The sequence below is a fragment of the Enterobacter sp. RHBSTW-00994 genome (genome assembly GCF_013782625.1).
In the GTDB taxonomy this organism is placed as follows: Bacteria; Pseudomonadota; Gammaproteobacteria; order Enterobacterales; family Enterobacteriaceae; genus Enterobacter.
This window is the reverse complement of record NZ_CP056199.1, coordinates 780,177-801,660: the sequence shown is the minus strand read 5'-3', so window position 1 is coordinate 801,660 and position 21,484 is coordinate 780,177. Positions and strand designations below refer to the sequence as shown.

Annotated in this window: 18 protein-coding genes; all 18 read right to left on the bottom strand. The window is 52.7% G+C overall.

Features of this window, described 5'->3' with window-relative positions; all coding sequences use genetic code 11:
• Positions 1–7 precede the first annotated feature (7 nt).
• Complete coding sequence (gene secA, locus HV346_RS03780; protein ID WP_181622257.1) at positions 8–2,713, bottom strand: preprotein translocase subunit SecA; 2,706 nt, start codon at positions 2,711–2,713, stop codon at positions 8–10.
• A 59-nt stretch (positions 2,714–2,772) separates the two neighbouring features.
• Complete coding sequence (secM, locus tag HV346_RS03775) at positions 2,773–3,276, bottom strand: secA translation cis-regulator SecM (RefSeq protein ID WP_181622256.1); 504 nt, start codon at positions 3,274–3,276, stop codon at positions 2,773–2,775.
• Between the two features lie 276 nt (positions 3,277–3,552).
• Positions 3,553–4,470 carry a UDP-3-O-acyl-N-acetylglucosamine deacetylase gene (lpxC, locus tag HV346_RS03770; RefSeq protein ID WP_181622255.1) on the bottom strand — a complete coding sequence of 306 codons (918 nt, stop codon included), beginning with the start codon at positions 4,468–4,470 and terminating at the stop codon, positions 3,553–3,555.
• A gap of 101 nt (positions 4,471–4,571) precedes the next feature.
• Complete coding sequence (gene ftsZ, locus HV346_RS03765; protein WP_181622254.1) at positions 4,572–5,723, bottom strand: cell division protein FtsZ; 1,152 nt, start codon at positions 5,721–5,723, stop codon at positions 4,572–4,574.
• Positions 5,724–5,786: 63 nt separating this feature from the next.
• The gene (ftsA, locus tag HV346_RS03760) at positions 5,787–7,043 is read right to left on the bottom strand and encodes a cell division protein FtsA (protein WP_010426970.1); all 1,257 of its coding nucleotides are present in this window, start codon (positions 7,041–7,043) and stop codon (positions 5,787–5,789) included.
• Positions 7,040–7,879, bottom strand: coding sequence for a cell division protein FtsQ (ftsQ, locus tag HV346_RS03755; RefSeq protein WP_181622253.1), 840 nt, complete (start codon positions 7,877–7,879; stop codon positions 7,040–7,042). The genes ftsA and ftsQ overlap by 4 nt, the downstream gene beginning before the upstream one ends.
• A gap of 1 nt (position 7,880) precedes the next feature.
• A complete protein-coding gene (locus HV346_RS03750) occupies positions 7,881–8,801 on the bottom strand; it encodes a D-alanine--D-alanine ligase (RefSeq protein WP_181622252.1) in 921 nt (306 codons plus the stop codon).
• The gene (gene murC, locus HV346_RS03745) at positions 8,794–10,269 is read right to left on the bottom strand and encodes a UDP-N-acetylmuramate--L-alanine ligase (RefSeq protein ID WP_181622251.1); all 1,476 of its coding nucleotides are present in this window, start codon (positions 10,267–10,269) and stop codon (positions 8,794–8,796) included. Before murC ends, HV346_RS03750 begins: the two co-directional genes overlap by 8 nt.
• 59 nt (positions 10,270–10,328) lie before the next feature.
• On the bottom strand, positions 10,329–11,393 hold the full coding sequence (gene murG, locus HV346_RS03740; RefSeq protein WP_181622250.1) for an undecaprenyldiphospho-muramoylpentapeptide beta-N-acetylglucosaminyltransferase: 1,065 nt from the start codon (positions 11,391–11,393) through the stop codon (positions 10,329–10,331).
• Positions 11,390–12,634: a cell division protein FtsW gene (gene ftsW / locus HV346_RS03735; RefSeq protein ID WP_181622249.1), complete on the bottom strand. Its 1,245-nt coding sequence runs from the start codon at positions 12,632–12,634 to the stop codon at positions 11,390–11,392. Before ftsW ends, murG begins: the two co-directional genes overlap by 4 nt.
• Positions 12,634–13,950, bottom strand: coding sequence for a UDP-N-acetylmuramoyl-L-alanine--D-glutamate ligase (murD, locus tag HV346_RS03730; protein WP_181622248.1), 1,317 nt, complete (start codon positions 13,948–13,950; stop codon positions 12,634–12,636). Before murD ends, ftsW begins: the two co-directional genes overlap by 1 nt.
• Positions 13,951–13,952: 2 nt before the next feature.
• Positions 13,953–15,035 (bottom strand): phospho-N-acetylmuramoyl-pentapeptide-transferase, encoded by a 1,083-nt coding sequence (mraY, locus tag HV346_RS03725; protein WP_028016681.1) that lies wholly within the window; start codon positions 15,033–15,035, stop codon positions 13,953–13,955.
• Positions 15,029–16,387, bottom strand: coding sequence for a UDP-N-acetylmuramoyl-tripeptide--D-alanyl-D-alanine ligase (gene murF, locus HV346_RS03720; RefSeq protein ID WP_181622247.1), 1,359 nt, complete (start codon positions 16,385–16,387; stop codon positions 15,029–15,031). The genes mraY and murF overlap by 7 nt, the downstream gene beginning before the upstream one ends.
• Positions 16,384–17,871 carry a UDP-N-acetylmuramoyl-L-alanyl-D-glutamate--2,6-diaminopimelate ligase gene (murE, locus tag HV346_RS03715; protein WP_181622246.1) on the bottom strand — a complete coding sequence of 496 codons (1,488 nt, stop codon included), beginning with the start codon at positions 17,869–17,871 and terminating at the stop codon, positions 16,384–16,386. The genes murF and murE overlap by 4 nt, the downstream gene beginning before the upstream one ends.
• On the bottom strand, positions 17,858–19,624 hold the full coding sequence (locus tag HV346_RS03710; RefSeq protein WP_181622245.1) for a peptidoglycan glycosyltransferase FtsI: 1,767 nt from the start codon (positions 19,622–19,624) through the stop codon (positions 17,858–17,860). Before HV346_RS03710 ends, murE begins: the two co-directional genes overlap by 14 nt.
• A 15-nt stretch (positions 19,625–19,639) precedes the next feature.
• Positions 19,640–20,005, bottom strand: coding sequence for a cell division protein FtsL (gene ftsL / locus HV346_RS03705; RefSeq protein ID WP_014068894.1), 366 nt, complete (start codon positions 20,003–20,005; stop codon positions 19,640–19,642).
• The gene (gene rsmH / locus HV346_RS03700; protein ID WP_181622244.1) at positions 20,002–20,943 is read right to left on the bottom strand and encodes a 16S rRNA (cytosine(1402)-N(4))-methyltransferase RsmH; all 942 of its coding nucleotides are present in this window, start codon (positions 20,941–20,943) and stop codon (positions 20,002–20,004) included. The genes ftsL and rsmH overlap by 4 nt, the downstream gene beginning before the upstream one ends.
• A 2-nt stretch (positions 20,944–20,945) precedes the next feature.
• Entirely contained in the window at positions 20,946–21,404 is a 459-nt protein-coding gene (gene mraZ / locus HV346_RS03695) for a division/cell wall cluster transcriptional repressor MraZ (protein ID WP_181622243.1), read from the bottom strand.
• Positions 21,405–21,484: the final 80 nt, after the last annotated feature.

Here is a 21,484-nt window from a genome sequence, read left to right as displayed (position 1 = left end):
TACGTGCTTAGCTCAGACGGCCGTGGCACGCCTTGTATTTTTTACCGGAGCCGCACGGGCACGGATCGTTACGCCCGACTTTGCGATCACCCGTCTGTGCGGCAATCGCTGCAGCAGCTTCACTCTCATCAGTCTGATGGCTCAGCTGTTGCATCTGCGACAGACGTTCAGCTTCTTCACGACGTTGTTGCTCCATCGCTTCCACTTCTTCCGGCATACGCACCTGTACTTTGCTGAGGGTGCTGATCACTTCATATTTCAATGATTCCAGCATAGAGGCAAACATAGCGAAAGATTCACGTTTGTACTCCTGTTTCGGATCCTTCTGCGCATAACCACGCAGATGGATGCCCTGACGCAGATAATCCATTGCGGCCAGGTGCTCTTTCCACAGGGAGTCGAGTGTCTGCAGCATCACGCCTTTCTCGAAGTGACGCATCATCTCAGCGCCAACCACTTCTTCTTTGCGCTTATAAACTTCCAGTGCGTTTTCGTAAATACGTTCGCGCAGCGTTTCTTCGTGCAGTTCTGGCTCTTTGTCCAGCCACTCTTTGATTGGCAGTTCGAGGTCGAAGTCGTTTTTCAGGCGTTCCTGTAAACCTTCGATATCCCACATCTCTTCCAGAGACTGCGGAGGGATATGTCCGTCAATAGTCGCTTTGAAGACGTCTTCACGAATGCTGTTGATGGTTTCGCTCACGTCGGACACATCCAGCAGTTCGTTACGCTGGGTGTAGATTGCACGGCGTTGATCGTTAGCTACATCATCATATTCAAGCAGTTGCTTACGGATGTCGAAGTTGCGGCTTTCCACTTTACGCTGCGCATTGGCAATCGCTTTAGTCACCCAAGGGTGTTCAATCGCTTCACCTGGTTTCATACCCAATTTACGCATCATGCCGGAAACACGGTCTGATGCGAAAATACGCATCAGCGCATCTTCCATAGACAGGTAGAAACGAGAAGAACCGGCATCACCCTGACGACCAGCACGGCCACGCAACTGGTTATCGATACGGCGAGATTCATGGCGCTCAGTACCGATGATGTGCAGACCGCCAGAGGCCAGAACGGCATCATGACGCACCTGCCAGTCGGCTTTAATTTGTGCGATCTGTTCCGGTGTTGGATTTTCCAGCTCTGCCACTTCGGCCTGCCAGCTACCACCGAGCATAATATCCGTACCACGACCCGCCATGTTGGTAGCAATAGTCACAGCAGCCGGATAGCCCGCTTGCGCAACGATATCTGCTTCTTTCGCATGGAATTTGGCGTTCAGTACGTTGTGCTTGATACCAGCTTTATCCAGTTCATGTGAAACAACTTCAGATTTTTCAATCGAAATGGTCCCCACCAACACAGGCTGTCCTGCTGCGGTACGTTCGCGGATATCTTCGATGATTGCCTGAATTTTTTCCGCTTCGGTCATGTACACCAGATCCGGCATGTCCTTACGGATCATTGGTCGGTTGGTTGGAACGACTACAGTATCCAGCTTATAGATGGAGCTGAATTCAAATGCTTCGGTGTCCGCAGTACCGGTCATCCCTGCCAGCTTCTCGTACAGACGGAAGTAGTTCTGGAAGGTGATAGACGCCAGCGTCTGGTTTTCGTTTTGAATATCAACGCCTTCTTTGGCTTCAACCGCCTGGTGAAGACCATCAGACCAGCGACGGCCTTGCATGGTACGGCCAGTATGTTCATCAACAATGATGACTTCACCGTCTTTCACAATGTAGTCCACATCACGGGTGAACAGCGCGTGGGCACGTAACGCCGCAGTCACGTGGTGCATCAACATAATGTTGCTCGGGGAGTAAAGGGATTCGCCCTCTTCCATAATGCCCTGCGCAACCAGCAGCTCTTCAATTTTTACCAGGCCGCGTTCTGTCAGGTTAACCTGACGCGCTTTTTCATCTACAGAGAAGTGGCCTTCACCCTGGAAGGTGTCGGAATCTTCTTTCTCCTGACGCACCAGATGGGGAATAATTTTATCTACTTTACGGTACATCTCGGAGCTATCTTCAGCCGGACCGGAGATGATAAGCGGAGTACGCGCTTCATCGATTAGGATGGAGTCCACCTCATCCACCAGCGCATAGTGCAGTTTGCGCTGTACGCGTTCTTCAGGGCTGAACGCCATATTGTCACGCAGATAGTCAAAGCCGTACTCGTTGTTAGTACCGTAAGTAATGTCTGCACCGTAAGCTTCGCGTTTTGCAGGAGCAGGCAGACCAGACATGTTGATGCCTACGGTCATTCCCAGGAATTCAAACAGCGGACGGTTGTTTTCCGCATCGCGCTGCGCAAGATAGTCGTTGACGGTAACCACGTGAACGCCCTTGCCGGTCAACGCGTTCAGATAAGCAGGCAGGGTTGCAGTCAGTGTTTTACCTTCACCAGTACGCATTTCTGCAATGCAGCGTTCGTTTAAGACCATACCGCCCAGCAGCTGTACGTCGAAGTGACGCATGCCAAAAACACGTTTACTCGCCTCACGCACAACGGCAAATGCTTCCGGGATCAAGCTTTCTAAGGTTTCACCTTTTTCAAGGCGTGCACGAAACTCGCCGGTTTTCGCTTTCAGCTCATCATCAGTGAGCTTTTCCATCGCCGGTTCCATGCCATTGATGACGGTGACGGCTTTGCGCATGCGGCGCAGAGTACGATCGTTACGACTACCGAAAACTTTGGTTAATAATTTAATTAGCATAATAAATTCTCAAACGCCCCGTGATGGGCAGATAAATTAAGGTATTGAAAAAAGTTAATTTAGCTGAGGCAAAGAGGCCCGGCGCGAATGCCCTGAACCTGGCTAATCCAGGCTGGCACAGAAAAAACGACTGGAGGAACAAAAGCAGTTTTCGCCATCTGACGGACGATAACCGGCGGTTTGCTTTCCTGCGTCAGCAACGCGTTGAGCGTATCCAGTAATGCGAGATGCTGAGCCTGAACCGGCAACGACTCTTCTGCAACAGGCATAACCTGCGGCGTCATTGCAAACGAAAGGTGGCGGATAACCGTGCGGATAGCATGCTGATGCCAGTAATCAACCGAGAAATTTGGACGACGATTGGCTTCCAGCAACGCGAGGTTAGTAAAATTAACCCGCGCAGAGAGATCATGTTTTGTCGTGGTGGTTTTGGTGGGTGTTGCCGCTTCAGCGCTGTTGCTGAGCGCAGGCAAGCCGAAACTCGCCGCGACCATCCCTAATAAGAGATGCGGCCAGAAGTAGCGTCTGCCAAATTGTCGCCAGCGCGTCAGAATTCCGCTCACCTAATCCACCACATAAGCCGGCCAGTGCCAGCTGAGTTCATTTATTCTTTTTAGCGCCCAGATATTACCACTAAAGCTACTGTACAGCAGCAGGAATGACGTAATGCACCAGGTAAAAACGGTCAAGAATGCAGCTAACGCGCACATTTTCAATGTTCAGTAAACGTTAAAAGGGCAGGAAAAAGCATCAGAAGGGGGAAAAAGAAAAATCGACTGTTCACCTGGCCGGAGAGAGTACCAGATAAATCAGTCGATTTTACGAAACGGGATTAACCGTTATGCCAGAACCAGATTCGGTGCTTTGAATGCCAGAGGCAATTCTGCGTCGTCCTGGAAGGTCACATATTCCCAGGCTTCCTGTTTTGCCAGGACGGCCTGCAACAATTTGTTGTTCAGTGCATGACCGGATTTAAACGCGGTAAATGCACCAATGATGTTGTGACCACACATGAACAGATCACCAATTGCATCGAGCATTTTGTGACGAACAAATTCGTCTTCAAAACGCAGACCGTCTTCGTTCAATACGCGATAATCGTCAACAACGATGGCACAATCGAAGCTGCCGCCCAGGCACAAACCACGGGACTGCAGATATTCGATATCACGCATGAAACCGAAAGTACGCGCACGACTAATCTGGCGCATAAACGCATCAGCAGAGAAGTTCATTGCATAGCGTTGGGTACTGGCATCAATCGCCGGATGGTTGAAATCGATGGTAAAGTCCAACGAAAAACCATTAAACGGCTTGAACTCAGCCCACTTATCGCCATCTTCAACACGAACCGTCTCTTTGATGCGAACAAATTTCTTCGCACAGTTCAGTTCTTCAATGCCGGCATCCAGCAATAAATAAACGAACGGAGCAGCACTACCATCCATGATTGGGATTTCTGGTGCATCGACTTCAATCATAATGTTGTCGATACCCAAACCAGCCAGGGCAGCGTTCAGGTGCTCTACGGTAGAAATCCGCACGTCATGCTCATTCACCAGGCAAGTACAGAGCATAGTATCACGCACAGATTTGGCATCAGCCGGAAAATCTACCGGTGGATTCAAGTCGGTGCGACGATAGATGACCCCGGTATTGGCCGGCGCAGGGCGTAACGTCAGTGTGACTTTCTTGCCGGTATGCAAACCGACGCCAGTCGCCTGAACGATACGTTTAAGTGTCCTTTGTTTGATCATCGTATAATCTCGCCAAATTACCTATCCAACCGAGAGTGTATATCACTATCGATGGGCCAGTTTAGCACAAAGAGCGAAAATCCCCAAATTCCAGCCAATTCTTAGTCAGCTTGCTTGCGCAGGAACGCTGGGATATCCAGATAATCTGGCTCTTTCGCGGTTTGCGGCGTATTGTCGTTCACCACTTTAGCGGCCGGTTTCTGCTCTTGAGTCAGTGGAGCCATACCGTGCTGCTGGTAACGATCCATCACGGGCTGCTGAGTCTGCTTATTGGTCACCAGGGTGATCTCTGGACGTTTGTCCATGCCGATACCAGTAGCTACCACAGTCACACGCAGTTCATCGTTCATTTCCGGATCAAGGGAAGTACCGATAACAACAGTTGCGTTATCCGATGCGAACGCACGAATAGTGTTACCCACCGTTTCGAACTCATCCAGACGCAGGTCAAAGCCAGCAGTGATGTTGACCAGAACGCCGCGCGCACCAGACAGGTCGATGTCTTCCAGCAGTGGAGAAGAGATAGCCATTTCAGCCGCTTCTTCAGCACGGTCTTCACCGCTCGCCACACCAGAACCCATCATCGCATAGCCCATTTCAGACATCACGGTGCGAACGTCTGCAAAGTCAACGTTCATCAGACCCGGACGCGTGATCAGCTCAGCGATACCCTGAACTGCACCTTTGAGCACATCGTTCGCTGCGCCAAACGCATCCAGCAGGGAGATACCGCGACCCAGCACTTTCAGCAGTTTGTCGTTCGGGATGGTAATCAGAGAGTCCACATGCTTGGACAACTCAGTGATACCCTGCTCCGCGAATGCCATACGCTTCTTGCCTTCAAAGTTGAAAGGCTTAGTCACAACAGCAACGGTCAGAATACCTAAATCTTTTGCTACTTCAGCAACAACCGGTGCAGCACCTGTTCCAGTACCACCGCCCATACCTGCGGCGATAAATACCATGTCCGCACCTTCCAGTGCAGCACGCAGGGCTTCACGATCTTCTTCGGCAGCATTACGCCCAACTTCTGGGTTAGCTCCAGCGCCCAGACCTTTGGTGATGCCACCGCCGATCTGAATAGTCTGGCCTACAGCCGTCTTACGCAGTGCCTGTGCATCGGTGTTAACCGCAAAAAATTCAACACCTTCAATACGCTCACGCACCATATGCTCTACGGCATTACCGCCGCCGCCACCGACGCCGATGACTTTAATCACCGCGTCGTTGGTCAATTCCATAGGTTCAAACATAATTTCTCTCCGTTTTGTGCCTGTCGCCCGAGACCGCTAATTTTCTCTGGTCTCTTAAAAAAATTAAAACTCTTTTCGCAGCCAGGTATTGAGTCGTTTGACCCACGACCCCACTGACACTCGCTTTTCCACTTCTGCTTCGCCACTAAGATGGGATTCTTTCCCATAATGAAGCAGGCCCACAGCCGTTGAATAGTACGGCTCCTGAGCATAATCCGTTAAACCGGTGATATTCAGCGGTGCACCAATACGCACTTGTGTATGGAACACGCGCTGAGCGCAGGCCGCAAGACCTTCAATTTGCGCCGCACCGCCGGTTAATACAATCCCCGCGGCAAGATGGTGTTTAACACCCTGCTGGCGAAGCTGTTCCTGTAACTGCAAAATCTCTTCGTTGACCAGGTTGAGCAACTCGGTGTAACGAGGCTCAATGACCTCAGCCAGCGTCTGGCGTTGCAGGCTGCGTGGCGGACGCCCCCCTACGCTTGGCACTTCAACGCTCTCATCTTTACCGACGATAGAACCCAGTGCACATCCATGGCGTACCTTGATGGCCTCTGCATCGCTCGGTGGCGTACCAAAGGCGTAGGCAATATCGCTGGTGACAACATTCCCTGCATAAGGGATAACTTTTGTGTGGCGCAAGGCTCCGCCGGTATACACGGCCATATCCATTGTACCACCACCAATATCGACCACACAGACGCCTAATTCACGTTCGTCTTCGGTCAGCACAGAATAGCTTGCTGCCAGACCGGCGAAAATAAGTTGGTCAACTTTCAGGCCACAACGTTCAACGGCTTTAACAATGTTCTTCGCCATGTCGTTGTGACACGTAATTAAGTGCACTTTTGCCTGCATCCGGACGCCAGAAAGACCGACTGGGTTCTTGATCCCCTCTTGATAGTCGATCGCATATTCCTGCGGAATCACGTGAAGCACGCGATGCTCATCGCGAACGCGCACAGATTTCGCCGTGTGCACAACGTTTTCAACGTCTTCTTGCGTCACTTCTTCTTCTGAAATCGGAACCATGCCGATTTCATTCTGGCAGCTAATATGCTTGCCAGAAAGAGCCAGATAGACAGAGGAAATCTGGCAATCTGCCATTAACTCAGCCTGATCGATGGCACGCTGTACGCATTTCACCACCGACTCAAGATCGTTTACCCCACCTTTATCCATACCACGGGACGGGCAACTTCCCACACCAATGATATTGACCATACCGTCGGGCAGAACTTCCCCTACTAAAGCGGCAACCTTCGCGGTCCCAATCTCCAGTCCAACTACCAGTTTTCTGTCCGTCGCCTTGATCATTGTTGTTCTGCCTGTACCTGTGCCTGATTCTGTTGCTGATTAGGTTCCTCAACCGGAGCCGGAACCCAACCGACTGCTGCGCCTGAGTCATAACGCAAATCAACGTAGCTTATCCGTTTGCCGTCAGTCTGTGCCTGCTGCTGTAAAACCGGGTAAAGTTCCACAAAACGCGCCAGACGCTTCATCGTGTCGCCACGGCCAAGATTGAGCTTAATTCCATTCGTTAAAGTCAGTTGCCATGAGCGGCGTGCCGTCATTGCTGCATCTTTTAACGTAAATCTGTCCTTAGCCAGCACCTGCCCCATATCACGAAAACCCTGTAACACTTCGTTTTCACTACCTTCCGGGCCGTACAACATCGGTAAATTTTGCTTACTGACACGATCGCTTGGGACGCTAAAGGAGTTTCCATCTACGTCAACCATGTGCTGATCATTCCAGCGCGCAATGGGCACATATTCAACCAGATGAATCTTCAATTCATCAGGCCATTGCTTTCTTACACTCGCCTGTTTTATCCACGGCAGACGTTCAATCTGGCTCTGGATAATATTGACGTCCTGAGTCATGAACGTGCCAGGCGACCCCAACGCCAGAATTGACTGGCGGATGTCATCATTACGCGTGTAGTGACGTTCTCCGGTGACCACCAGTTTTGACAGGGGTAACCGTTGTGCATCTTCCATCCAGCCCAGTACCATCCAGCCGCTGATAAACACGGTGCACAGCACACCGAGCAGGAAAATGATCCCTGCAAGACGCGTTCCATTACTCCGCCGGGAGGAATACTCTTCTTCCTCTTCGCGGTTGCGCGTGTTCAAGGCAGCCTGAGACATATCAGCCTGCCTGGTCCAAAATACGTACGACTAGCTGTGAGAAGCTCATTCCCGCCTGACGCGCTGCCATTGGCACGAGGCTGTGGCTGGTCATGCCTGGTGAAGTATTCGCCTCTAACAAGTAAAATTGTCCGTCACTATCGAGCATGACATCAATTCGCCCCCAGCCGCGACACCCCAGAACATTCCAGGCTTTAAGCACCAGGGACTGCAAATCCGTTTCGCGTTCAACTTCCAGACCACTTGGGCAGAAATATTGCGTCTCATCAGAGAGATACTTCGCCTCATAATCATAGAAGGTTCCAGCCGGTTGGATACGAATTGACGGTAAAATTTCTTCACCGAGCATCGCAACGGTAAATTCTGGCCCGCTGAGCCATTTTTCAATCAAAACTTCTTCATCATGTTGAAATGCCAATGCTAAGGCAGCAGACAAATCACCCGCTTTGTCGACTTTTGACATCCCTACACTCGAACCTTCGCGGCTGGGCTTTACAATAACCGGTAACCCTAGCGCCACAATGCGTGTATTAACGCTATCCTGAAGGCCCATTTCAAATTCGCGTCGCGTCAACGCCACCCATGGAGCGACAGGCAGACCTGCGCCCTGCCACAGTAATTTGCTGCGCAATTTGTCCATAGAGATAGCGGACGCCATCACTCCGCTGCCGGTATAGGGAAGACCAATTAAATCAAGCAACCCCTGTAACGTGCCGTCTTCACCGCCGCGACCATGAAGTGCAATAAAGGCTTTATCGAAGCCCATCGCTTTTAGCTGCGTGACATCCACCTCTTTAGGATCGACAGGGTGAGCATTCACTCCGCCTTCACGCAGGCCAGCCACAACAGCTGCGCCAGAGTTCAGTGAGACTTCGCGCTCCGCAGAGGTTCCGCCGAGCAGGACTGCAATCTTATCAGCCATGGCGTTCATCCTCCGGAGTTTGCGGCTTCAGTTTGATTTCAGCTAAGGTACGGGCGATTTTGCCAATATTTCCTGCGCCCTGGATGAGAATCAAATCGTTACCGGTCAACACAGGAGCCAAAATTGCCGCGGCCTGAGCAGGATCGGACACCAAAATAGGGTCTACTTTACCGCGTCCACGAATGGTGCGACACAAAGAACGGCTATCAGCCCCTGGAATAGGACTTTCACCCGCAGAATAAACATCCAACATCAGCAACGTATCAACCTGAGACAACACGCTGGCAAAATCGTCATACAGATCGCGGGTACGGGTAAAACGATGCGGCTGGAAAATCATCACCAGGTTTTTATCTGGCCAACCTGCGCGTGCTGCTTTAATCGTGGCATCGACTTCTGTCGGATGGTGGCCGTAGTCATCAACCAGCATTGCCGTACCGGATTTACCGTTTACGCTATCCAGCGGGAATTCGCCGAGGAAATCAAAACGGCGGCCCGTTCCCTGAAAACTTTCCAGTGCGCGTAAAATAGCCTCGTCGTCAATGCCTTCTTCAGTCGCAACCGCAACCGCCGCGGCCGCGTTCAATGCATTATGGCGGCCCGGCGCATTCAGCGTCACATGCAACAATGCTTTATCCTGGCGTGCCAGTGTGAAATGCCCCTGAGCACCAACTTGTTTGTAATCTTCCACACGGACGTCAGCGTCTTCACTGAATCCATAGGTAGTTATTTGACGGCCAACACGTGGCAGCAGTTCACGGATCACAAGGTCATCAACGCACATCACCGCGCGTCCATAGAACGGCAGGTTGTGCAGGAAGTTAATGAACGTCTGCTTTAAGTTCTCGAAGTCGCCCTGGTAGGTATCCATATGGTCAGCTTCGATGTTGGTGACAATCGCCACCATTGGCTGTAAGTGCAGGAAAGATGCATCACTTTCATCCGCTTCAGCAATCAGGTAACGGCTATGACCCAGGCGTGCATGTACACCCGCCGCCTTCACCAAACCACCGTTAACAAACGTCGGATCAAGCCCCGCTTCCGCATAAATGCTGGATACCATTGCCGTCGTGGTGGTTTTACCATGGGTCCCGGCAACCGCAATGCCATGACGAAAACGCATCAGTTCTGCCAGCATTTCTGCGCGACGAATCACCGGGATACGCGCTTCATGTGCGGCAACAATCTCAGGGTTATCGGAAGAGATGGCGCTGGATACCACAACCACACTCGCGTCACGCACGTTTTCTGGACGATGGTTGAAATAGATCGTCGCCCCAAGCGCCGTCAACTGCTGCGTAACAGGGTTTGGTGCCAGATCGGAACCACTGATCTGGTAACCTTCGTTAGCTAACACTTCGGCAATACCGCCCATGCCAGCACCACCGATGCCAACGAAGTGAATGTGCCGGACGCGACGCATCTCGGGCACGATTGAACGCAGTTTCGCCAGTTGTTGTGTATTCATTCTCTAAACGCCATCGACTACTTCAAAAAAAACGTGCAGCGCAACACGCGCTGCGAGGGTTAAGCCTGTGCGGCCAGTCTCACTTCTTTAGCCACCCGCTCTGTCGCATCGGGAATAGCCGCCGCGCGAGCACGTTGTGCCATATCCAGCAATGCTTCCCGATTCCAGCCCGCCAGGGTGGTGGCGACCGCATCTGCGGTAAATTGTGGCTGTTCAAATATTTTCGCGGCTCCCGCTTTCTCAAGCGGAAGCGCATTCCAGTACTGCTGCCTGTCTTTGTGCTGAAAAGGGACAAACAGCGCAGGCAAGCCAGCTGCAGCAATCTCACTCACGGTAAGCGCCCCAGAGCGGCATACCACGACATCGGCCCAGGCATAAGCCGCAGCCATGTCATCAATAAATTCAGTCACCTTATGCTGCGGTTGCCCAGCTTCAGCATAAGCTTGTTCTACTGTCTGTTGCGCACCTTTGCCGCTTTGATGCCAGATAGTCACTGCATCACCCAGTTTCTCTGCAACCTGCGGCATCGTCTGGTTAAGAATACGAGCCCCTTGAGAGCCACCCACGACCAACACACGAACCGGCCCTTCACGGCCCGCAAGACGAGAGTCAGGTAATGGCAGCGCCAGTACATCTACACGAACCGGGTTGCCAACCACATCGGCTTTAGGAAATGCACCAGGGAAGGCCTGCATCACTTTGGTGGCAATTTTCGCCAGCCACTTGTTGGTCAGTCCGGCAATGCCATTCTGTTCGTGTAGCACAACAGGAATACCCAGCGACCACGCAGCGAGTCCACCCGGACCTGAAACATAGCCGCCCATACCTAACACCACATCCGGCTTGAAACGCTTCATAATGGTGCGCGCCTGACGCCAGGCGTTAAAAATACGCACCGGAGCCAGAAGTAGTGCCTTGATCCCTTTGCCGCGTAATCCGGAAATGCGGATAAAATCGATCTCAATACCGTGTTTCGGTACGAGATCGGCTTCCATGCGATCGGCGGTTCCCAGCCAGCGAACCTGCCAGCCCTGGTCCATTAAATGGTGCGCGACAGCAAGCCCTGGGAACACATGCCCGCCAGTCCCTCCCGCCATCACCATTAACCGCTTCGGTTGATTCATCGTGAACCTCGCGTAAACGCCTGAGCTTTTTCCAGACGCGTCTCATAATCTATGCGTAACAACAACATGATGGCCGTCGACATAATCAACAGACTGGAACCACCATAACTGATAAGCGGCAACGTCAGGCCCTTGGTCGGCAGCATACCCGCTGCGGCCCCTACGTTTACCAATGCCTGGAAGCTAAACCAGATACCTATTGAGCAGGCTAAGAAACCTGAGAAGCGGTGATCGATTTCCAGCGCTTTCCTGCCAATCGACATGGCACGGAAAGCGACGAAGAATACCATTAATAGTGCCAATACCACACCGATATAACCCAGTTCTTCCCCAATAATGGAGAAGATGAAGTCGGTATGTGCTTCAGGCAAATACTCCAGTTTCTGCACTGAATTGCCCAGCCCCTGGCCCCAAACCTCGCCTCGACCAAAGGCCATCAAAGACTGAGTCAGCTGGTAACCACTGCCAAATGGATCTTCCCATGGGTTCCAGAAAGAGGTCACACGGCGAATACGGTAAGGTTCGGCGAGGATCAACAGTACGACCGCCGAAATCCCCATGCCGATGATGGCAATGAACTGCCATAATTTCGCCCCCGCCAGGAACAGCATGGCTAATGTGGTTACAAACAGCACCACCACCGTACCCAGGTCAGGCTGCGCCAGCAGCAAGACCGCGAGCACCAGGATCACCCCCATCGGTTTTAAGAAGCCACGGAGGTTATTACGTACTTCGTCAACTTTTCGTACGAGATAGTTAGCCAGATAGCAGAACAACGATAATTTGGTGAACTCTGCTGGCTGAATACGCAGTGGACCAAACGCAATCCAGCGTGATGCACCGTTAACTGAGCTCCCCACTACCAGTACAATCAACAGCATGATAATCGAGGCAATCAGCATAGCTGTACTGTGGCGCTGCCAGAATTCCATCGGCAGGCGTAACGTTACCATTGCCAGGCAGAACGCCAGAATGATGTACAAACCGTCACGTTTGGCGAACAGAAAAGGATCGTTTGCCAGTCGCTGACCTACAGGCATTGATGCTGATGTCACCATGATAAAGCCCACGGCAGCCAGCCCCAGAGTGAGCCAGAACAATGTGCGATCGTACATGATCAGGCTGTCGGTATCCTTCTCCCGAGAGCCCATCACCCAGCCTTTCAGTGCCGCAAACAGCCACGTCAGGATCCCAAATCCTGGCAGGCGCGGCATTTTGAGGCGAGGGAGAGATAAACGCATCAGCCTAACTCCTTCGCCAGACGGGTAAAGACATCACCACGCTGTTCGAAATTCTTAAACTGATCGAGACTTGCACACGCCGGAGAGAGCAGTACCATATCGCCAGGCTTAACGCGCGGAGCAATCAACTGTATTGCCTGCTCCATTGTCTCGGTTTGCTCGGCGATTTCAGGGCGCAAGTCAGCCAGTTCGCTACCATCACGACCAAAACAGTAAAGACGGATGTTATCTCCCGCCAGATAATGCTTCAGCGAAGAGAAGTCCGCTGATTTACCATCACCACCCAACAGCAGATGTAATGTGCCATCAACGTGCAGACCATTTAGTGCCGCTTCCGTACTGCCAACATTGGTCGCTTTGGAGTCGTTAATCCAGCGCACACCGTTGTGTTCCAGCGCCAGCTGGAAGCGGTGTGCCAGACCCGTAAAGGTGGTCAGTGCTTTCAGGCTGGAAGAACGCGGCAAACCGACAGCATCAGCCAGTGCCAACGCCGCCAGCGCATTGGTGTAGTTATGCTGGCCGGAAAGCGTCATCTCTTTCACGTTCAGCACTTTTTCACCCTTCACGCGCAGCCAGGTCTCGCCCTGCTGGCGGTTCAGATGATAATCACCCATGGTGATCCCAAAGCTGATGCAGCGTTCGTCTGCACCGCGCACCGGCATGGTCAGGGCGTCATCGGCATTGACCACGCAAACTTTGGCATTTTCATAAACGCGCAGTTTCGCCGCACGATACTGCTGCAGACCGAATGGATAGCGATCCATATGATCTTCGGTTACGTTCAGGATCGTCGCCGCCGCCGCTTGTAGGCTTGAGGTCGTTTCCAACTGGAAGCTGGAAAGTTCCAGAACATAAAGTTCACAGCCCTTATCCAGCAGCATCAAGGCTGGCAGGCCAATATTGCCACCAACGCCTACATTGATGCCCGCCGCTTTTGCCATCTCCCCGACCAGGGTAGTGACGGTGCTTTTGCCGTTAGAACCTGTAATGGCGATGACCGGGGCTTGCGCTTCACGACAGAACAGCTCGATATCTCCAACAATCTCAACGCCCGCATCTGTCGCAGCGCTGAGTGAAGGATGTGCCAGTGCCATGCCAGGGCTTGCAACGATGAGATCGGCAGCCAGCAGCCAATCATCATTCAGCCCGCCCAGGTGACGTTCAACCTGTTCCGGCAGTGTATCCAGACCTGGCGGAGACACACGCGTATCCATCACGCGTGGCGTCACGCCCCGTGCGAGGAAAAAGTCCACGCAGGAAAGGCCCGTCAGGCCCAACCCGATGATAACGACTTTTTTGCCCTGGTAATCTGCCATGATTAACGTACCTTCAGCGTTGCCAGGCCAATCAGCACCAGCATCAGCGAAATAATCCAGAAGCGCACAATAACACGCGGTTCTGGCCAGCCTTTCAATTCATAGTGGTGGTGAATCGGCGCCATGCGGAAAATACGCTGTCCACGTAGTTTGAAGGAACCGACCTGCAAAATGACCGACAGCGTTTCTACTACGAACACACCGCCCATGATCACCAGCAGAAACTCCTGACGCAGCAGCACAGCAATGATACCCAGCGCACCACCCAGTGCCAGCGAGCCAACATCACCCATAAATACCTGAGCCGGATAGGTGTTGAACCACAGGAATCCCAAACCAGCCCCGACAATCGCCGTACAGACGATCACCAGTTCACCTGCGTGACGTAAATACGGAATGTGCAAGTAGTTGGCAAAGTTCATGTTACCGGTGGCCCAGGCCACTAACGCAAAACCAGCCGCGACGAAAACCGTCGGCATGATTGCCAAGCCGTCCAGGCCGTCCGTCAGATTCACGGCATTACCCGTGCCCACAATCACGAAATAAGCCAGCAGAATGTAGAACAGCCCTAACTGCGGCATCACGTCTTTAAAGAATGGAACCACGAGCTCGGTGGCTGGTGTATCTTTTCCTGCAAGGTACAGCGCAAAAGCCACACCCAGCGCAATGACCGACATCCAGAAATACTTCCAACGGGCAATCAGGCCTTTGGTATCTTTACGCACAACTTTTCGGTAATCATCCACAAAGCCAATGATGCCGTAGCCGATCAGGACCGTCAGTACACACCAGACATACGGGTTAGACGGATACGCCCATAACAGGACCGATACGACGATGGCGGTCAGAATCATGATGCCGCCCATGGTCGGCGTACCGCGCTTGCTGAAGTGCGACTCCGGACCATCGTTACGCACAACCTGGCCGAAAGAGAGTTTTTGCAGACGGGCGATCATACGCGGGCCCATCCACAATGAGATGAACAGCGCAGTCAGCAGGCTGACGATGGCACGAAACGTCAGGTAGGAAAAGACGTTAAAGCCTGAGTAATATTTGACCAAATGTTCGGCCAGCCAAACTAACATGTTCCGTTCTCCTGTAATGCGTGCACAACCTCTTCCATGGCGGCACTACGTGAACCTTTCACTAACACAGTCACAATTTGTTTTTCAGCAATCAACGTTTTCAGACGTTCAATCAATGCCGCTTTATCCGCAAAATGCTCGCCAACACCACTCGCCTGACTAATTGCCTGACTCAGTTTCCCGGTACTCAGAACGCTATCAAGGCTCGCAGCTTTTGCGGCTTCCCCAATCTGGAGATGACAGGCTTCACTTTCATCACCCAGTTCAGCCATATCGCCAACGACCATCACACGATAGCCCGGCATTTCGGACAGAACCTGTACAGCCGCTGTCATCGACCCGACGTTCGCGTTATAGGAGTCATCCAGCAACAACTTGTTTTCGGCAAGCGGGATCGGGAACAGACGTCCTGGTACAGCTTTCAGCGTCGACAATCCGGTTTTGATCGCGTCGTGTGTTGCGCCAACAGCCATAGATAAGGCTGCAGCAGCCAGCGCATTAGCAATATTGTGTCGTCCCGGCAGCGGCAACAGAACATCGACACCCCCTGTTGGGGTATTGAGCGTAAATTCCGTGCCATGTGAGGTCACATGGATATTGGTCGCCGTAAAATCACTATTGGCGGCATTCGGTGAGAAGCGCCAGGTTTTACGCGCACCAATAATGCTCTGCCAGTTCAGCCAGTCATTGTTATCGGCATTCATAATCGCGATACCGTCAATCGGCAGGCCGGTGTAAATCTCACCTTTGGCTTTGGCGACACCTTCCAGCGAACCAAAACCTTCCAGGTGCGCAGCCGCCAGATTGTTCACCAACGCGGCTTCCGGGCGTGTCAGGCTCACCGTCCAGGCAATTTCGCCCTGGTGGTTTGCCCCTAATTCGATCACGGCAAATTGATGTTCTTTGGTGAGGCGAAGTAATGTCATCGGCACGCCGATGTCATTATTTAGGTTTCCTGCGGTATATAGCGTGTTGCCGCACTGGCCGAGGATCGCCGCAGCCATCTCTTTAACCGAGGTTTTACCTGAAGATCCCGTCAACGCCACAACCCTGGCCGGAAGCTGCTGGCGTACCCACGCAGCCAGCTCGCCAAACGCCAGACGCGTATCTTTCACCACAATCTGCGGCAGATCGATATCGAGCTTACGGCTGACCAGCAGCGCACCCGCACCGCTCTCTTTAGCCTGTTCTGCAAAATCGTGTGCGTCGAAACGCTCGCCCTTGAGTGCCACAAACAGACAACCCGCCGTAATTTTACGAGTATCTGTCGTCACTGCATCAATCGTTAGATCCTGACCATGCAGTGTGCCCTGCAGGATTGCAGCAGCCTGGTTCAGCGTGATGCTAATCATGCGACAACTCCCAGCAAACGAGCTGCAGTGACGCGGTCGGAGTAATCCAGACGACGGTTTCCGACGATCTGATAATCTTCATGCCCCTTACCCGCCAGCAGAACCACATCATTCTCCTGCGCTTGCATGATGGCATTTGTCACCGCTTCCGCACGGCCTTCCACCACGTGTGCTCGACCTGCATCCAGCATTCCCGCCAGAATGTCGTTAATGATGGCACGCGGCTCTTCTGTACGTGGGTTGTCATCGGTCACAACCGGAATATCAGCGAACTGTTCAGCAATTGCGCCCATCAATGGACGTTTGCCTTTGTCGCGATCGCCGCCGCAACCAAAGACACACCAGAGTTTCCCTGCGCAATGCAGACGTGCCGCTTCCAGCGCTTTTTCTAGCGCATCCGGTGTGTGGGCATAGTCAACGACCACCGTCGGTTTACCTGGAGCACTAAACACTTCCATGCGACCACAAACTGGTTGCAGGCGTTCAGCGGTTTTCACCAGGTCGTCCAGCGGATAACCCAACGCCAGCAGTGTGGCCAATGCCAGCAACAAGTTGCTGACGTTAAAAGCCCCCATCAGGCGACTTTCAATTTCACCCTCGCCCCATGAGGAGTTGAAGCGAATAGTTGCGCCGCTATCGTGATAATTGACCTCGACAGCCTTCAGCCAACGGCCGCGGCAATTCGGATTAATGTGATCTTCCATCGATACCGCAACCGCATCCGGCAGTTTTGCCAGCCAGCGGCGGCCCACTTCGTCATCAGCATTAATGATCGCCTGACCGCTGTGATGTGTGGAGTACAGCAGCCACTTTGCGGCTTCGTAATGCTCCATATCACCATGATAATCGAGGTGGTCGCGGCTTAAATTGGTAAAGACGGAAGCCGCAAATTTCAGCGCAGCAACACGATGCTGCACCAGTCCGTGTGAAGAGACTTCCATCGCAGCAAACGTCGCGCCTTGTCCTGCAAGACCCGCCAGAACATGCTGAACGTCAACTGCTGAACCGGTGGTATTTTCCGTCGGGTTAACTTTACCCAGCAGCCCATTCCCTACCGTTCCCATCACCGCACTGGTTTCACCCAACAACTGGCTCCATTGCGCCATCAACTGCGTGGTGGTGGTTTTACCGTTAGTGCCGGTTACGCCAACCAGGCGCAACTGGTCGGAAGGCTCGTGATAGAAACGTCCCGCCAACGCGGAGAGACGCTCATTTAACTGGCTGAGATAGATAACCGGCACACCGTGCATTTCACGGATTTCGCCGTCGGTTGCCTCATCTTTAGCCTCAGCAATAATGGCAGCTACACCTTGCGCAATCGCCTGCGGGATATATCGACGCCCGTCCGCCTGATGACCGACCACCGCCACAAAAAGATCGCCAGATGCAGCCGCACGGCTGTCCAGTACCATCTCTCGCAGTGCTCGCTCCGGTGCATTTGACACCCACGGAGCGAGAAGGTCGCGCAAATTACGATCTGCCACCTGTACCCTCGCCTTGATTAATTACATATTCACTTTTCTCGCCAGTCGCCAGCGCATCCGGTTCGATATTCATGGTGCGCAAAACGCCGCCCATGATGGCTCCGAACACGGGCGCGGAGACAGCGCCACCGTAGTATTTACCCGCTTGTGGGTCGTTGATAACGACCACGAGCGCAAAACGCGGATTGCTGGCAGGCGCAACGCCTGCGGTATAGGCAATGTATTTGTTGATATAGCGGCCATCCGGCCCCACTTTTTTCGCCGTACCGGTTTTAATGGCGATGCGATAACCTTTAATCGCCGCTTTCACGCCGCCACCACCAGGCAGCGCTACGCTTTCCATCATATGAACAACGGTACGAACAATGGATTCCGGGAAGATACGCTCACCCGGAACCGGTGGATCAACTTTGGTAATCGACAGCGGGCGATAGACGCCATAGCTGCCAATCGTTGCATAGACTCGCGCTAACTGTAACGGCGTTACCATTAGCCCGTAGCCGAAAGAGAAGGTGGCCCTCTCTATGTCAGACCACCGTTGTTTTTGAGGATATAAGCCACTGCGTTCTCCGACCAACCCCAAATTGGTCGCCTTTCCTAGCCCAAAACGTGAGTAAGTCTCTACTAACGCTGAGGACGGCATCGCTAACGCCAGCTTGGAAACACCGACGTTACTCGACTTCTGCAAAACCCCTGTCAGGGTCAATTCGCTGTAACGCGCCACGTCTTTAATCTCGTGGCCATTAATTCGGTAAGGGATCGTATTCAGAACGGTACTTTCATTGACGATGCCACGCTGAAGCGCTGTCATCACCACCATCGGTTTTACCGTTGAGCCCGGTTCGAACACGTCGGTGATCGCCCGGTTACGCATGGCATCTTTTGCCGTGCCGGTAAAATTATTCGGGTTATAGGATGGGCTATTCGCCATCGCCAACACTTCGCCGGTACTCACGTCCACCAGCACGGCACTGCCGGATTCAGCCTTGTTAAAAGCAACGGCGTTATTCAGCTCGCGGTACACCAGCGCCTGCAAACGTTCATCAATACTCAGGGCCAGGTTGTGCGCCGCCTGGCTGTCGGTGGAAGAGATATCCTCAATGACACGGCCATAGCGGTCTTTACGCACGATACGCTCGCCTGGTTGACCGGTCAGCCACTTATCAAAGCTTTTTTCAACACCTTCAATACCCTGGCTATCGACGTTGGTAAAGCCGATGAGGTGAGCGGTTACTTCGCCGGAAGGATAATAACGACGAGACTCTTCACGCAGGTGTATGCCCGGCAGCTTCAGCTTTCTAATGTAGTCCGCCATATCAGGGTTGACCTGACGAGCCAGATAGATAAAGCGCCCTTTTGGGTTGGCATTAACACGGGCGGCCAACTGATCCAGTGGCATCTTCAGCGCATCCGAAAGCGCTTTCCAGCGGTTATCAAGCGTTATACCACCCGCATCGTGCAATTCTTTGGGATCGGCCCAAATCGCCTTAACAGGGACACTCACTGCCAATGGACGGCCTGAGCGATCGGTAATCATCCCGCGGGAGGTCGATACCTCCTGCACGCGAAGAGAACGCATGTCTCCCTGACGTACCAGCATGTCAGGTGCGATGATTTGTAGCCACGCCACGCGTCCCAGAAGGAAACTCAGCGCCAGCAAAATACAGCCACACAGCAACGCAAAACGCCAACTAATAAAGTTGGCCTGCTCTTCCTGACGTTTTGGTTTTTGCGTTTTTGCCGCTGCTCTCATGCGTCGCGTTTTCCCTTATTTTTGTACTACGATATTTTCCTGCGAAGGATCAACATGCTGCAATTGCAGCTTTTCCGTTGCGATCCGTTCAACCCGGCTGTGATCGCCGAGCGCGTTTTCTTCAAGAATCAGATTTCGCCATTCGATATCCAGTGCATCGCGTTCCAGTACCATCTGCTCGCGTTGCGCAGTTAATAAACGTGTATGGTGGGCTGTTGTTACCACCGTTACGGCCGTCACAATGATGCAAATGAACAAGCAGAGTGGCAGTTTCCCAAACCGCAAAAGATCGTCGCCGATCACGCCAGGCAAAGCATGGCGCTCGTTGCTTCCTAACGATCCTTTAACTTTGCTTAGGGTCTCTGTCACTCTGCTGATCATGCGTTCGTCCTCTCTGCGATTCGCAGCACTGAACTACGGGCACGTGGATTCTCTGCCACCTCTTCTTCACCCGGCATCAACTTGCCTAATGCTCGCAATTGACGGCCGCCCAGCTTCCTGAGTTGTTCTTCCGTCATCGGTAACCCCGCTGGCACTTGTGGACCGCGGCTTTGCTCACGCATAAAGCGCTTCACAATACGGTCTTCCAGCGAATGGAAACTGATAATGGATAACCGCCCACCAGGGGCCAGCACGCCGAGCGAGCTTTTTAGCGCCAGCTCTATTTCCTCCAGTTCACTGTTTACCCAGATGCGAACCGCCTGGAAGGTACGGGTCGCGGGATGTTTGTGTTTATCCTTCACCGGCATTGCCGCAGCAATCACCTCTGCCAACTCTTTCGTGCGTGTCATCGGTTCGATGCGGTTACGCTCAACGATGCCGCGCGCAATACGTTTTCCAAAACGCTCTTCACCAAAGGTTTTTATCACCCAGGCGATATCCGCTTCATCAGCGGTTTGCAGCCACTCGGCAGCAGACTGACCCCGGGTAGGGTCCATGCGCATGTCCAGTGGGCCGTCGCGCATAAAGGAAAAACCACGTTCTGCGTCATCAAGTTGTGGTGAAGATACGCCAAGATCGAGAAGAATCCCGTCGATCTTACCCGTCAGGCCACGCTCAGCAACATAATCGGCGAGCGCAGAAAAGGGGCCATGCACGATGGAAAAGCGAGGGTCATTGATGGTTTGCGCAACGGCAATCGCCTGCGGATCGCGGTCAATTGCCAGCAAGCGTCCTTCCTCGCCCAGTTGAGAGAGAATCAAACGCGAGTGACCACCACGGCCAAAGGTTCCGTCAATGTAGATGCCGTCTGGACGAATATTCAGGCCGTTAACGGCCTCATCCAGCAACACCGTTGTATGTTTATAATTTTCCATCATATTTATAGAGACAAGTCCTGCAGCCGTTCCGACAATGTTGCGGAATCAGACTGCTCAGCGTCGATATCTTCCTTGACCTGTTGATACCAGGTCGTTTCATCCCACAGTTCAAACTTGTTGAACTGCCCGACCAGCATCACTTCTTTTGTCAGACCGGCATGCTGCCGCAACACAGGCGCTATCAGTAAACGCCCTGCGTTATCCATCTGACACTCACTGGCATGTCCCAATAACAGCCGCTGCACACGGCGTTCTTGCGGGTTCATGCTCGACAGTCGCGACAGCTTTTGCTCAATAATTTCCCATTCAGGTAAGGGGTAAAGCAGCAGGCAGGGGTGGTTGATGTCAATGGTGCAAACCATTTGACCTGAAGCGTTCTCGATCAGCTGATCGCGGTATCGGGTTGGAACCGATAAACGCCCTTTGCTGTCAAGATTGACTAACGTTGCTCCACGGAACATGCCAGCCTCACCCCTCCTCACCACTTTAACCCACAAATTCCCACATAAAGGAGTTTACGGAGCGAGGGAAAAGCTTGTCA

Excerpts from the sequence above, each read along its gene's own strand:
- murC (WP_181622251.1), bottom strand. The coding sequence starts at position 10,269 with ATGAATACACAACAACTGGCGAAACTGCGTTCAATCGTGCCCGAGATG.
- HV346_RS03750 (WP_181622252.1), bottom strand. The coding sequence starts at position 8,801 with ATGGCTGATAAGATTGCAGTCCTGCTCGGCGGAACCTCTGCGGAGCGC.
- ftsQ (WP_181622253.1), bottom strand. The coding sequence starts at position 7,879 with ATGTCTCAGGCTGCCTTGAACACGCGCAACCGCGAAGAGGAAGAAGAG.
- mraZ (WP_181622243.1), bottom strand. The coding sequence starts at position 21,404 with ATGTTCCGTGGAGCAACGTTAGTCAATCTTGACAGCAAAGGGCGTTTA.
- ftsW (WP_181622249.1), bottom strand. The coding sequence starts at position 12,634 with ATGCGTTTATCTCTCCCTCGCCTCAAAATGCCGCGCCTGCCAGGATTT.
- murF (WP_181622247.1), bottom strand. The coding sequence starts at position 16,387 with ATGATTAGCATCACGCTGAACCAGGCTGCTGCAATCCTGCAGGGCACA.
- rsmH (WP_181622244.1), bottom strand. The coding sequence starts at position 20,943 with ATGATGGAAAATTATAAACATACAACGGTGTTGCTGGATGAGGCCGTT.
- murD (WP_181622248.1), bottom strand. The coding sequence starts at position 13,950 with ATGGCAGATTACCAGGGCAAAAAAGTCGTTATCATCGGGTTGGGCCTG.
- ftsZ (WP_181622254.1), bottom strand. The coding sequence starts at position 5,723 with ATGTTTGAACCTATGGAATTGACCAACGACGCGGTGATTAAAGTCATC.
- lpxC (WP_181622255.1), bottom strand. The coding sequence starts at position 4,470 with ATGATCAAACAAAGGACACTTAAACGTATCGTTCAGGCGACTGGCGTC.
- secA (WP_181622257.1), bottom strand. The coding sequence starts at position 2,713 with ATGCTAATTAAATTATTAACCAAAGTTTTCGGTAGTCGTAACGATCGT.
- murG (WP_181622250.1), bottom strand. The coding sequence starts at position 11,393 with ATGAATCAACCGAAGCGGTTAATGGTGATGGCGGGAGGGACTGGCGGG.
- mraY (WP_028016681.1), bottom strand. The coding sequence starts at position 15,035 with ATGTTAGTTTGGCTGGCCGAACATTTGGTCAAATATTACTCAGGCTTT.
- HV346_RS03710 (WP_181622245.1), bottom strand. The coding sequence starts at position 19,624 with ATGAGAGCAGCGGCAAAAACGCAAAAACCAAAACGTCAGGAAGAGCAG.
- ftsL (WP_014068894.1), bottom strand. The coding sequence starts at position 20,005 with ATGATCAGCAGAGTGACAGAGACCCTAAGCAAAGTTAAAGGATCGTTA.
- ftsA (WP_010426970.1), bottom strand. The coding sequence starts at position 7,043 with ATGATCAAGGCGACGGACAGAAAACTGGTAGTTGGACTGGAGATTGGG.